This window comes from Meiothermus luteus, from assembly GCF_003574085.1.
GTDB lineage: Bacteria > Deinococcota > Deinococci > Deinococcales > Thermaceae > Meiothermus > Meiothermus luteus.
On sequence record NZ_QWKZ01000081.1, the window covers coordinates 1 to 12,278 of the forward strand.

General features: G+C 66.2%; 12 protein-coding genes. 1 reads left to right on the plus strand and 11 read right to left on the minus strand.

The genetic code is table 11. The features are described from left to right. Nucleotides 1-214: 214 nt before the first annotated feature. Nucleotides 215-490: a response regulator transcription factor gene (locus Mlute_RS11270; protein WP_119360742.1), complete on the plus strand. Its 276-nt coding sequence runs from the start codon at nucleotides 215-217 to the stop codon at nucleotides 488-490. Here Mlute_RS11270 and Mlute_RS11275 read toward each other — a convergent pair. From Mlute_RS11275 to Mlute_RS16620, 11 genes are all read right to left on the minus strand, one after another. Further along, nucleotides 487-969 carry a DivIVA domain-containing protein gene (locus tag Mlute_RS11275; protein WP_119360743.1) on the minus strand — a complete coding sequence of 161 codons (483 nt, stop codon included), beginning with the start codon at nucleotides 967-969 and terminating at the stop codon, nucleotides 487-489. The two genes, Mlute_RS11270 and Mlute_RS11275, sit on opposite strands and share 4 nt — an antisense overlap. Nucleotides 970-991: 22 nt before the next feature. Next, nucleotides 992-1,633, minus strand: coding sequence for a YggS family pyridoxal phosphate-dependent enzyme (locus tag Mlute_RS11280; RefSeq protein WP_119360744.1), 642 nt, complete (start codon nucleotides 1,631-1,633; stop codon nucleotides 992-994). Nucleotides 1,634-1,635: 2 nt separating this feature from the next. Further along, nucleotides 1,636-2,463: a purine-nucleoside phosphorylase gene (locus tag Mlute_RS11285; protein ID WP_119360745.1), complete on the minus strand. Its 828-nt coding sequence runs from the start codon at nucleotides 2,461-2,463 to the stop codon at nucleotides 1,636-1,638. A gap of 192 nt (nucleotides 2,464-2,655) precedes the next feature. Further along, a complete protein-coding gene (locus Mlute_RS11290; RefSeq protein WP_407942651.1) occupies nucleotides 2,656-3,978 on the minus strand; it encodes a S8 family peptidase in 1,323 nt (440 codons plus the stop codon). A gap of 187 nt (nucleotides 3,979-4,165) precedes the next feature. After that, entirely contained in the window at nucleotides 4,166-5,887 is a 1,722-nt protein-coding gene (locus Mlute_RS11295) for a tetratricopeptide repeat protein (RefSeq protein ID WP_119360747.1), read from the minus strand. Between the two features lie 89 nt (nucleotides 5,888-5,976). Continuing rightward, nucleotides 5,977-7,446, minus strand: a complete 1,470-nt coding sequence (locus Mlute_RS11300) for a leucyl aminopeptidase (RefSeq protein ID WP_119360748.1) — start codon at nucleotides 7,444-7,446, stop codon at nucleotides 5,977-5,979. A 43-nt stretch (nucleotides 7,447-7,489) separates the two neighbouring features. Continuing rightward, nucleotides 7,490-8,359, minus strand: coding sequence for a phosphohydrolase (locus tag Mlute_RS11305; RefSeq protein WP_119360749.1), 870 nt, complete (start codon nucleotides 8,357-8,359; stop codon nucleotides 7,490-7,492). 74 nt (nucleotides 8,360-8,433) lie between these two features. Further along, a complete protein-coding gene (locus tag Mlute_RS11310; RefSeq protein WP_119360750.1) occupies nucleotides 8,434-9,231 on the minus strand; it encodes an enoyl-CoA hydratase/isomerase family protein in 798 nt (265 codons plus the stop codon). Between the two features lie 28 nt (nucleotides 9,232-9,259). Next, nucleotides 9,260-11,782, minus strand: coding sequence for a DNA polymerase I (polA, locus tag Mlute_RS11315; protein ID WP_119360751.1), 2,523 nt, complete (start codon nucleotides 11,780-11,782; stop codon nucleotides 9,260-9,262). Between the two features lie 42 nt (nucleotides 11,783-11,824). Beyond that, on the minus strand, nucleotides 11,825-12,196 hold the full coding sequence (locus Mlute_RS11320; protein WP_119360752.1) for a hypothetical protein: 372 nt from the start codon (nucleotides 12,194-12,196) through the stop codon (nucleotides 11,825-11,827). Further along, nucleotides 12,193-12,278: 16S rRNA (uracil(1498)-N(3))-methyltransferase (locus tag Mlute_RS16620; RefSeq protein WP_147371074.1), on the minus strand; the 86-nt coding region annotated here is incomplete at its 5' end. The genes Mlute_RS11320 and Mlute_RS16620, both read right to left, overlap by 4 nt.

A 12,278-nucleotide genomic window follows, 5' to 3' on the forward strand; every position in this document is an offset into this window, starting at 1 on the left:
ACACAAACGCCTGGCTGCCGAGGAGTTCCTCACCCAGCTTGCGGCTGATCCAACTAGGGTCAAGCGGCTTTGCTTTTGGCCTTGGATTCAAGAGGCTTTATGTGTCACCTCGTCGTAGAGTTGGTATTAGGCCGAGCAAAAACCCGTCCCCATTCCCAGTTTTCCAGGGGGGGGACGGGTAGCTTGAAAAATTTGCCAGAGGGTGGGTACGTACATGTTTGGACGTCATGCTAAATGCCGCCGGAAGCTCATTACTCCGGCCGAGCGCCGGGTGCTCGAGCTGGTCGCCAAAGGTTGTACCAACCGGCAAATAGCCGCTATCCTAGCTATCTCACCTAGCACAGTCAGCCTGCACCGCAGCAAGGTTATGCGTAAACTGGGGCTCCGTAGCCCCACCGAGCTTAGTCAATTTGCAGCAGGTTACTTACGCCTAAAAGCCTTGTCCTCCTGTAGCGGAGACGTGGATAAAAAGATAGCCCACCAGACCTAGCGCTTGAACCGCTCGAGGGAGGCCAGGTAGCTCTCCAGCATGGCACGGAACTGGCTTATAAACAGGTCCCGCTCGTTGCGTACCTGCTCAATCTCGGTTCGGATGCGCTTCATCTGCTCAATGAGCTCCTGCAGGGCTGCCTGACGCTCGGCCTCGGTCTCCCGCTTGATAAGCTCCGCCTCCCGCTCAGCCTGGGCCTTTATCTCCCGGGCAATGCGCTCAGCCGCCACCACCGCCCGCTTCAGCTCAGCCTCTCCCTCGCGGGCCTTAGAAAGCTCGGCCTCGAGCTCCCGGATGCGGTTGCGCAGCCTCTCGTTCTCCTCAATAAGCGCGGTCTGCGCATCGGCCACCCGGGCTAGGTACTCCCGCACCTCGGCCACCGCGTAGCCCCGCAACCCCAGGCGAAACTCCTGGTAGCGGATGTCCAGCGGGGTTAGGTCGCTGCCCACCTGAAACTCACCCGTCTTTCGCTCCTCCACAGGCCCTAGACTACTACACCCCCTAGCCCGGCTCGAAAAGGGCCCGGCCCACGCGGACCAAGGTGGCCCCCTCCTCCACCGCCACCTCAAAGTCCCCGGACATCCCCATGCTGCGCTCAGCCAGGCCAAAAGCGTCGGCCAGGCGAGAAAGGCGGGCAAATATAGGCCGCACCTCCTCGGAATTCTCGGTATAGGGGGCCACCGTCATCAAGCCCTCCACCCTCAGCCCCTCCAGCTCCCGTACCCGGGGCAGTACCTCAGCCAGCTCCTCCTCCAAGAAGCCGTGCTTCTGCGGCTCACGGCCCAGGTTAAGCTCGAGCAGCACCCGCTGCACCTTGCCCGCCTCGCAGGCCTTGCGGGCCAGCGTCTCGGCCAAGCGGAGTGAGTCCACCGAGTGAACCAACTCAAAGCGCACCGCAAACTTGGCCTTGTTCCGCTGCAGAGGGCCGATGTAGTGCCACTCGGCAGCCAGCACAGCCAGCTTGGGCAGGGCCTCCTGAATGCGCGACTCTCCTAGGGGAAAAGCCCCGTAGCGCAAAACCCGCTCCTGAATCTCCGGCACGGAGTGGCCTTTGGTCACCGCCACCAGCCGCACCCCTCTGGGGTCCCGGCCGGCCCTGCGGCAGGCCCGCTCAATCCGGTCTAAAACCTCAGGCAGGCCCATCCTCACATCGCGGCCAGAATCCCCCGCACAAAACGCCGGAAAAGGGCCCCGCTGCGGGCCGCAGTGGCCAGCACCTCCTGCTCGGTGGCGTGGTGGTCCCGCTCGGGTACGGCCATATCGGTAATGGTGGAGAGCCCCAACACGCGCGCCCCCAGGTGGCGTAGGGCAATTACCTCCGGCACCGTGGACATACCAATGGCATCAGCCCCCAGGGTACGCAGCACCCTCAGCTCGGCCCGGCTGGCAAACTGCGGCCCCGGCCACCAGGCGTAGACCCCTTCGCGCAGGGTAAAGTCCTGGGCGCGGGCTACCTTGTGGGCCAAGGCCCGAAGCTCCAGGTCGTAAGCATCAAAGGTTACCGGGAAGCGCGGCCCCAGCCGCTCGTCGTTGGGACCGGTAAGGGGCGAGAGGGCCGCATAGTTGATGTAGTCGCTGTGCAGCATGAGCTCTCCAGCGTTCCAAGCCGGGTTGAGCCCCCCGGCCGCCGAGGTAACCAGAAAAGCCCTTGCCCCCAGGAAAAACCCCACCCGCACAGGAAACACCACCTGGGCCGGGGTATAGCCCTCGTACACATGTACCCGGCCTTTGTAGGCCAACACCCGCTTGCCCTCTAGGTACCCCAAAATAAGCCTTCCCTCGTGCCCCGGCGCGGTGGAACGGGGAAAGTGAGGCAGCTCAGCGTAAGGGAAATCCGCCACCACCTCTATCTCATCGCCCAATGGACCCAGGCCCGACCCCAACACAACGCCCACCTCTGGGGAAAATTCGGTGCGGGCCCGGATGCGGCCTACAACCTCTTGTATCTGCTCATAGGGTGTATTGCCTGGCATACCCTACAAATCCTAGCAGAACCCAGCCCGCCCTAGCCCATGAGCAGCAGCAATAAGGCCAGCACCAAAGGGGACAAAAGGGTCTCCTGCAACACCTGGAAAAAACCCGCCGACAAGACTCTATCCCTCATAACTACACCCCGGCCCCAGAGGCTAGCAAAAGCGGGCTTAAACCAACCTTAACGAACCCCCTCAGGGGGCCCTGCTTAGGTCCAGCATCCCAGCCCCCACTGCCGCGGGGGGGTAGGCTAGGGGGCTAGTCCACTGCACCAGCTCGGCTTGAAGCTGGACTGGGCTCAGCCCCGGCCGGGCCTGCAGCCAGAGGGCCGCCGCACCCGCCACCACTGGCGCAGCGAAGGAGGTGCCGGTGCAGCTCCCCTCCGCCCCACCTGGAACAACACAGCGCAGATCGGTGCCAGGGGCAGCCAGGTCTACATAGGCTCCCCGGGTGCTGTAAGGGGCGGGAACCCACCCCGCTTCCCCTTCCTGCAGGGCCCCCACTGCGATAAGCCCGGGAAGGTCAAAGGCCGCCGGGTAGTGGGCCGGGCTTCCCTGTTGCCCTTGGTTGCCCGCCGCCGCGACCACCGGGAAGCCCCGGGCTAAAGCCGCCTCCAAGGCCAGCCGAAGGGCCTCCACCGGGGTATCGCCCCCCAGGCTCAGGTTGAGAACCGTGGGGCCTGGTTGGTGGGCCAGGACCCAGCAGACCCCCCGCACCACCCGGCTGGCCCGGCAGACCCCACGCTCGTCACAGACCCGCACCGGGACGATCTGGGCATCAGGAGCGACCTCCCTCACCAGCCCTGCTGCGCCAGTGCCGTGGCCGCCTGGGAAGGCGTCTTGGGGGGCGGCGTCGTCTTCCACAAAGTCGTAGCCTCCGAGCTGGGGAACCGCCGCGTCCACCCCGGTATCCAACACCGCCACCCGCACCCCATTGCCGGTCCGGCCCCGACCATAAGCCAAGGGCGCTCCCACCACCTGCCCAGCAGCCACCCTGCCCAGGCTCCACAGGCTCTCTGGGTCGGCCTTGTAGGCAGGGTCCTGGGCTTCCAGCTCATCCAAAGCTCGGCCCAGCGCCTCTCCGCCGTACCCCAGCTCCACCAAAGCGAACCCGCAGGCCCCAAGCTCCTCCCGGCCGAGCAGGGTGAAGCCCTGCGGCGGCTCAAAGGAGCGGCCCAAAGGCAGCCGCAAAAGCACCCGGGTGGGGTCTACCTGGCCTAAAACCCCTAGCACACCCCGTGCCTCTCGCTCCCCCATCAAGACCCGCACCGCCTGAGGCCCCCCCGACACGCTGGGCACCCTGAAACGCAACCGGTTCGCCTCACGCGCGGTGACCTCCGCCGGGGTCTGCCCCACAAAGACCTGGGCCTCCAGGCCACTCAGGCCCACCAGCCGGGCCTCCACCTCCTCCCCCACTCGGGCTCGAGAGGGGAACAGGACGAGGGAAGGCCCAGAAGACCCACACCCCGCCAGCAGCACCAGGCTCCAAATCCACCACCAAACCGCCAAACCCCTCACGCGCAACCTCCATCCAAACATCCCCCCGCCCCGGCTCGAGCCCAAGGCGGTAGGGCCGGCTCTCCCCCGAGAAGTCCAGCACCCAGATGGGCACCTCTACCCCACCTCCTTCCCTAGCACCCCAGGGGGCAGAAAAACCGCCGTGAACAGGCCCATCTCCACAATGGGCAGCCTAGCACAGGGGGTCTTAACGCGGTCTGAACGACCCCAGCCGGCTTTGATACCGCTCGGCCAGCACGGTGTACCGAGCCTCTTTCAGGAGGGCAATGGCCTCCCTCAGGCTCTCTGGGTCGTTCTGCAACTCGGCCAGGTTGGCCAGCACCGCCGCCGTCAAGACCCATTCCCGGCCCTCCCGGGCCGAGCGCAGGGCCTCGCGGTAGGCCGCCTCAGCCCGGGCCCGCTGGCCCTGCCGATGGTAGAGGGCCCCCAGGTTGTTCCAGGCCCGGCCCAGCGCCTCCAGGCTTCCCGCCCGCCGGGCCGCCTCCAAAGACTCTTGGTACAGGCCCTCGGCCTCCTCCACCCGCCCCTGCTTCTCCCGCACCACGCCAAAGTTAAGCAACACCCTGGCCCGCAAAAGCGGCACCTCGCCTGCAGCCCGCAAAGCCTCCCCCAGCACCTCTTCGGCCTCCGGGCTTCCCGCCTCCAAAAGGGCCACCGCGCGGTTGTTGAGCGCATCTACCTGACGACCCGCCTCCCCCCCGGCTAAAAAGCGCACCGCTGAGCGGGCAAAAAGGGCCGCGGCCTCCTGAAAACGCCCCTCGCTAAAGGCCAGCAGGCCCTGTAGGTTGAGGGCCTCCCCCTGGGCCCAAGCACTCCCCTCCGCAGCCTGGGCAGCCAGTGCCCTAGCCTCCTCCACCCGGCCCAGCCTGAAGAGCAGAGCACCCCGCAAGGCCGCCGCCTCAGGGCCCTCCGAACCACCCTCTTCCAGCTCCTCCAAGGCCTCCACGTAGCGGCCCATCCGCTCCAGCGCCCTGGCCCGCAACAAGCAGGCCTGGGGTTCTCGTGGAAGCCCCTCCAAAAGGTGGTAGGCCCGCTGAGGGTCCTCTGAAAGCAGCCGCCGGACCTCGGCCAGAATGGCCTGGCCGGCCCTACGGCGGTCCTCTTCCCCCCACAACGGCCGGGCCAGCCGGTAGAACGGAAGGGCCTCCCGCAAGGGCAGCCCTCGGGCCAGTTCCAAGGCCACCTCCTGGGCCTCTAGGGGTAGCCCCTTGGAACCCTCCAGACCCACCAAGGGCAGGGCCTGCCCACCAGCCCCCAGCAAACCCTCGGCGTAGAGGCGTTCCAAGGCCCACGGCTCCAGCGAGAGCACCTCCCCCGCCCGCCCGGGCAGGTGGAAAAAAGCCCAGTAGGCCCGCCGGGCCTCCCGGGGCAGCGGGTCAGAGGCGGGAGGAGGCGTCTCCTGGCCTTCTACCGCCCAGCGCACCCCCCCCAGCCCCAGGGCCTCCTCCAACAAGGCCCGCCCTTCCTCTAAGAAGCCCAAGGCGAAGTGGGCTCGAGCCTGGCGAGAAAAAGCCTGATAGACCTCTAGGGCCACCTTCTCCCGCAAGTCCCAGACCCACTCCCCAAGCTCCTCTCCCAGCGGAAGCTCCACCCCCTCCAAGAAGGCCCCCTGGTAGAGCCTGCGCACCTCCCCCAGATCGCCCAGCCGCACGGCCCGGTAGAGGGCCTCCAGGTCGGTGGAAACCTGGGCCCGCAGCACCTCACCCCCCTCCACCAACCCCAGCGGACGGAGCTGGTTTAGGGCCACCGAGAGGCTGTTGAGCCCATCCTGGGCCCCAGGCCAGAACATCTCAGCCAGCCTACGGCGGGGCTGAGGCCCCTCAATAGCCAGATAGGCCACCAGGAGCAGGGGTTTGTTGCGGCGAAAAGGGCTTCCCTCTAGGGCAAGCCCACCCAGGGTACGGAGCATAACCCAAGGGCTATGATACCCGCCAAACCTCTAAAAGGCATGGGCAAATAGCAAGGGAACCAGGCCCTTTGCAAAGCGCCCATCGCCTGCTACCGTCCGCTCACCAGTTCCACCAGCGTCCGAACCCCAAAGCCGGTGCCTCCAGCCGGGCCTAGGGGGTGCTCCTTCTCGCTGTAGGCCGGACCCGCGATATCCAGATGCACCAAGGGCTTCTCGGTAAACTCGCTCAAGAACAAGGCCGCGGTGATGGCCCCCGCTGCGCGGCTGCGCCCATGGGTGTTTCTCAGGTCGGCGGTCTCCGACTTGAGCACCTCGCGGTACTCCTCCTCCAGGGGCAGGGGCCAGACCTTCTCGCCAGCCCGCTCGGCCGCCTCCCGTACCTCGCGGCCCCAGCGCGGGTCGTTGGCGAAAAGCCCGGCTACCTTTTCCCCCAGGGCCACCACGCAGGCCCCCGTCAGAGTGGAAAGCTCCACAATGGCCTGGGCCCCCTGACGGTCCGCATAGGTGATGGCATCGGCCAGGGTCAGCCGCCCTTCGGCGTCGGTATTGAGCACCTCAATGGTCTTCCCAGAGAGGCTCTTTAGCACATCCGAAACCCGGTAGGCCCGGCCCGAGATCATGTTCTCGGCCGCGGCCACGTAGGCCCGCACCTCAACCGGAGGCTTCAGTCTGGCAATGGCCCGCATGGCCGCCAACACCGCCGCTGCGCCGGCCATATCGCCTTTCATGGTAATCTGGCTCTCGGAGGGCTTCAGCGAGTACCCCCCGGTATCAAAGGTCAATCCCTTACCCACCCAGGCAACCACCCGTTCGGCCGGCGCCTCGGGCCTATAGGTGAGCTGGATGAAACGGGGAGGGTTGGCCGAACCCTGGGCCACCGCGTAAAACGCTCCCATGCCGGCCTCCTGTATCCGCTGCTCATCCCAGACCTCCACCTGAAGCCCCAGCTCCTGGGCCATGGCCTCGGCCCGGCGGGCCAGCTCGGCCGGGGTGAGAATGTTGGGGGGCTCGTTCACCAGGCTGCGGGCGTAGTTGACCGCCTCGGCCACCACCTCCGCCCGCTCCACCGCCGGCCCGGAGGAGCGGGCCAACCACAAGCGCAGCCGCTCACTCCGCTTCCCGGTTTCGGTCTTGTAGCCGCTCCACCTATACCCCCCCAGCAAGGCCCCCTCGGCCAGGGCATAGCTGGCCTCCTTCTTGCCGAACTTCTCCGCTAGGAAGGTCTCGGCGACGGCCTCTTTGACACCCAGCCGGGCTACCTCCCGCACCAGCCGGGCCCCCGCCTGCCGCAGGGTCTCCAGGCTCACGCCGCGCTTTTTTCCCAGCCCGAAAAGCAGGGCAAAGCCGGGCTCTTCCCCCTCTTCCAAGGAGACCAGTAGGGTCTCCCCGAACTCCCCCTTGAAGTGGAGGGCCTCCATGGCCCGCGAAAGCCGCCCCCGATGGCGGGCGTCCAGCCTTTGCCCCTCCTCGCTCAGCTCCCCTCCCCAGACGCCAGCCACCACCAAGGGGGCAGGGATCTGGTCCAAGAACCGGCGCGCAGACCTGAGTGTGAGTTCCATATCCCGCGGAATATAACACGAAACAGGCCAAATAGGCCATTTTTTAGTCCAGCCGGAAGCGCGGCTCGGTTTCGTGCAGGCGCACTCGCTGGATGATGCGCTGGTCGTGCTCACCATCGTGGGTGCTGGCAATCACCGTGACGTAGTCGCGGATGGGGCTCCGCAAAACCTTTTTGGTAAGCACCTCCTCCACCTGGAAAATCCCCGCGGAGTTGTTCATAACCACCCGGATTTCCACCGGCACCCGCTCCCCCTTGAGAATCTGCACCTCGTCCACCGCCAGGGCGCTGATGGAGTGGATGTCCACCGAACCCAGGGCAAAAGCCTTGCGCCCACGGCCTTTGGTGATGTCGGTGCCGTCGGCCACGGCGGTGATGCCCGCCTCTATGGTGAGGGGTTCGGGCTCGAGGTCGTGGCAATGGATGGCGTGGAGCATAAAGGCCCGAAGCTCGGTGCGCTGCTCGGGATCGCGGTACACCTTCTCCAGAATCCGGTCCAGGATGGGCATGGCCAGCATCACGCTAAAGGCCTCGTGGCGGACCCGGTGCACCTGGTTGCCGATGTCGTGGAGCATGGTGGAGAGCAGCACCACCAAAAAGGCGTCGTCCAGGTCGCCTACCCCACTCTCAATAACGTCCGGCTTAATGCCGTGGTCGGCAAGAAGCTGCAGGATGGTCACGCTGGCCGCGCCGGTCAGAAGGGCGTGAACCCGCCCATGGTCGTTGTAGCCCAGCTTGCGCACGGTGATGTAGTTGGCCATGTCCCAGTGGCCCCGGGCTTCGGGGTCACTGCTCAGCATCTCGTAGGCAGCCAGGGCCTTGGGGTAGCGTTGCAAGCCCTCGCGAATGGCCAGGTCGGCCTCCACGTAGAGCTTGGCCTTGGGTTGGGCAACCTGCACGGTGCGCTCGTTCATGGCCGAACCGCCTTCCACAACCCGATGGTAGGGCTAGAGGGCCACACGGGCGGTGACAAGGGACACAAGCCCCTCTACTCCCCTTTGAACTGCGGGGTCCGCTTTTCCAAAAAGGCCCGGGTACCCTCCCGCATGTCCTGGGTAGCGCAGGCCAACCCAAAGAGGTCGGCTTCAATCTCTAGGGCTTCCTGCAGGTCCAGGTTCTCTCCCCGACCCACCGCCTCCTTGGCTAGGGCCAAGGCTATGGGTCCGTTCTTGAGGATGGCTGCGGCCAACTCCTTGGCGGTCTCCAGGGCATCCTCCCCTACCCGGTTGACCAGGCCCAGGCTCAAAGCCTCCTCGGCGCTCAGGTGCCTTCCGGTGAAGATGAGGTCCAAGGCCCGCCCCCGGCCTAAAAGCCGGGGCAGCCGCTGGGTACCGCCAAAACCCGGGATGATGCCCAGACCTACCTCAGGCAGCCCGAGCCGGGCCTTGGTGCTCGCCACCCTCAGGTCGCAGGCCAGGGCCAGCTCGAGCCCACCCCCCAACGCGTAGCCGTTGATGGCCGCAATGGTGGGCAGCGGCAGGGCCGCGATTTCGTTGAAAACCGACTGACCCAGGATGGCAAACTCCCGCGCGGCGAAGACGTCCTCCAAGGCCGCAATCTCGCCGATGTCGGCCCCGGCCACAAAAGCCCGGCCTTCCCCAGTGAAAATGGCCACCCGCACCTCCGGGTCTTGGGCAATGACCTCGGTCACGTTGGCCAGCTCAACGAGCACGTCCTGGTTGAGGGCATTGAGGGCCTGGGGCCGGCGAAGGGTAACGATGGCCACGCGGTCTTCCACCTGGTAGCTCAGATGCTCAAACTCGGGCGCCTCAAAGGGCGGGTTCATAGCCTACCTCCAACGGCCCAAGCATAACCTACTTAGCCTCCAGCCAGTTGTCGCCAATTCCCACGCCCACCTCGAGGGGCACCTTAAACGTCCAAGCGCTTTGCATCACCTCCCGCACCACCTCGGCCACCTCGCGGGCCCGCTCGGCGGGAGCCTCCACCAAAAGCTCGTCATGGACCTGCAGGACCAAGTAGGCCCCCAAGGCCTCCAGGCGGGGCTGGAGCCGGACCATGGCCAGCCGCATCAGATCGCCGGTGGCGGTACCCTGGATGGGCATGTTGAAGGCCATGCGCTCGGCCGCCTCGCGCACGCTCCGCACCCTGGAGTCCAAATCGGCCACATAGCGGCGGCGGCCAAAGAGGGTCTCCACATAGCCCCGCTCGCGGGCCTCGGCCAGGGTGCGCTCAATCCAGGCCCGGACCTTAGGGTAAGAGGCGAAGTAGCGGGCAATAAAAGCCTCCGCCTCGGCATGGGAAATGGAGAGCTCGTTGGCCAAGCGGTGGGCCGACATGCCGTAGAGAACCCCAAAATTGATGGTTTTGGCCGCGCGCCGCTGCTCCGGGCTCACCGCCTCGGGACGAACCCCGAACATCCAAGCGGCGGTCTGGGTATGGATGTCCTTCCCCTCCTGAAAAACCTGGATGAGGTTCTCGTCGCCCGACATGTGCGCAAGTACCCGCAGCTCTATCTGAGAGTAGTCGGCGGCAATGAGCCTCATTCCCGGAGCGGCGATGAAAGCCTTGCGAATCTTGCGGCCCATCTCGGTACGAACCGGGATGTTCTGCAGGTTGGGGTCCTGGGAGGAAAGCCGCCCGGTGGCGGTGCCGGTCTGGATGAAGCGGGTGTGCAGGCGGCCGGTTTTGGGGTGGATTAGCCGGGGCAGCGGTTCTAGGTAGGTGCTCTTGAGCTTGCTGAGCTCGCGGTAAGCCAGGATGTGGCCGACAATCTCATGCTGCCCCAGAAGTTCCTCCAGCGCGCTGGCCGCGGTGGAGCGTTTTCCAGTCTGGGTCTTGCGCCCCGGCGCAGCGAGCTTCAGCTCGTCGTAGAGGACGACCTCGAGCTGGTCGCGGGAGTTCAGATTGAAAGGACGGCCGGCCAGGCGGTGGATGGTGGCCTCTAGGTAGCCCATTTCCTTGCCCAGCTCCTCCCCAAGCTCCTGCAAGTAAGCCGTGTCCAGCGCAACCCCACGGGCCTCCATGCGGGCCAACACCCCGGAGAGGGGCTTTTCAACCTCCCAGTAGAGCCATCTGAGCCGGTCGTCCTCCTCCACCCGGCCCCTCAGGGCCTCCCATAGGGCCGCGGCTGCCCGGGCCCGCTCGGCAGGGTCCGGGGTCCAGTCGCCCACCCCATACCGCCTCAGGGTGCTGGCCGGCTCGGCGTTGGAGGGGTCAAGGAGGTAAGCCAGAAGCAGCGGGTCGTCGCCTGGGGGCACCCAGACCCCTTCGCGCAGGGCCAGCACCGCCAGGTCCTTGGCCAAAAGCGCCCGCAGCTCGGGGAAACGCCGGAGCTCCTCCAGCTGGGGCTCAGCCCGGTAAACCCGGGCCCCCGCGCTGGCGGCCAGGCCTGTTAGGCTGGCCCACATCGGCTGGGCCCGGTCCAGGGTGTAGCCTAAGAAGGCCTCCAGCGGGGGCGGCCAGGGGGCCTCCTCAGCCCCGTTCAGGGCCTCTAAAAGCCCCAGCTCGCGCAGGATGGAGCCGAACTCGAGCCGCTCCAGCACCGCGCGCAAGGCCTTCAGGTCAGGCTCCCGGCGGTGGCAGCCCCCAAACTCAAACCCAAGGGGCAGGTCGGTGTGCATCTCGGCCAGCCGCCGGGAAAGCACCACGCTCTCCCGTCCCTCCTCCAAGGCCTTGCGCAGCCTGGGGGACAGCGCGTCTAGGTGAGCAAAAAGCCGCTCCAAGGAGCCCCACTCTTGCAAAAGCTTGGCCGCGGTCTTCTCCCCAATGCCCTTGGCTCCCGGCAGGTTGTCGGAAGGATCGCCCACCAAAGCCCGAAAATCCACCCACTGTTCCGGCCGCACCCCGTACTTCTCCTGCAGCGCAGCCGGGGTCATGACCCGCCCATCCGGCAGCACCACCGTAACGCGCTCGGAGAGGAGCTGGAAGCTGTCCCGGTCACCGGTAAGGATGCGCACCGGGTAGCCCTGGGCCTCGGCCCGACGGGCCAGGGTGCCGATCACATCGTCGGCCTCGTAGCCGGGAACCTCTAACCTTCCCAGCCCCAGCAGGTCCACCAACTCCTTGATCTGCTCGAGCTGGGCGGGAAAGTCCTCGGGGGTGGGGGCCCGGCCCGCCTTGTACTCCTCGTAGCTCTCGTGGCGAAAGGTCCGGGCCGGGGCGTCAAAGACCACCACCACGCAGTCGCCATCCTCCTTGAGCAGCCTCAGAAGGCTGCGCATGAAGCCGTAGATGGCCTGGGTGGGCTGGCCGCGGGAGGTGGTCAGCCTTTCGTAGGCAAAGTAGCTGCGGTAGGCCAGGTGGTGCCCGTCCACCAGCCAGATGCGCTCGGGCCGGGGCCGCCCTGGGTTCTCGGCGAATAGGCGGGGTTGCTCCACCCCGGTATTCTATCCGGATTCGGTCTAAAACATAAAGGCGGCTTAGGAAGGGGGAGCGGGCAGCAGGGGGGCCCCCAGCTCGAGCTGCAGCACCGGGCCACCCCCCACCAGCACCACCAGCCGGTAGTACCCCTCGTCAAGCCGGCTGAAGCGGGCCTGGTACTGGCCTGGGGCCTCTACCCAGATGGAGCGTTCCTCAAAAAGCCGGTCGTCCTTGTACCAGCGCAGCTCTATGTACCCGGGCTCCCCCACCCGCCGCACCGTGAGGTGGACTACCGCCCCCCCGGGAACCGCCTCGAGCCGCCCGCTCAGGCCCAGCCGGGGTGGAAAACTGGCCCGGCCCGGGTCAAGGGGGATAAAGGTGTAGCGGCAGGCCGCCAGAAGGAGCAAGAGCAAGAACAGCCAGCACCTCATAGACCCTCCCCAGCGGTGATGAGGCCCAAGAGGGCTATAGGAGCGGTCTCGGCCCGCAGGATGCGGGGGCCCAGATTAACCG

Bases quoted from the DNA above. Each gene is read 5' to 3' on its own strand.
- Mlute_RS11270 (WP_119360742.1), top strand. From the start codon at position 215: ATGTTTGGACGTCATGCTAAATGCCGCCGGAAGCTCATTACTCCGGCC.
- Mlute_RS11320 (WP_119360752.1), bottom strand. From the start codon at position 12,196: ATGAGGTGCTGGCTGTTCTTGCTCTTGCTCCTTCTGGCGGCCTGCCGC.
- Mlute_RS11305 (WP_119360749.1), bottom strand. From the start codon at position 8,359: ATGAACGAGCGCACCGTGCAGGTTGCCCAACCCAAGGCCAAGCTCTAC.
- Mlute_RS11295 (WP_119360747.1), bottom strand. From the start codon at position 5,887: ATGCTCCGTACCCTGGGTGGGCTTGCCCTAGAGGGAAGCCCTTTTCGC.
- Mlute_RS11280 (WP_119360744.1), bottom strand. From the start codon at position 1,633: ATGGGCCTGCCTGAGGTTTTAGACCGGATTGAGCGGGCCTGCCGCAGG.
- Mlute_RS11310 (WP_119360750.1), bottom strand. From the start codon at position 9,231: ATGAACCCGCCCTTTGAGGCGCCCGAGTTTGAGCATCTGAGCTACCAG.
- Mlute_RS11285 (WP_119360745.1), bottom strand. From the start codon at position 2,463: ATGCCAGGCAATACACCCTATGAGCAGATACAAGAGGTTGTAGGCCGC.
- Mlute_RS11300 (WP_119360748.1), bottom strand. From the start codon at position 7,446: ATGGAACTCACACTCAGGTCTGCGCGCCGGTTCTTGGACCAGATCCCT.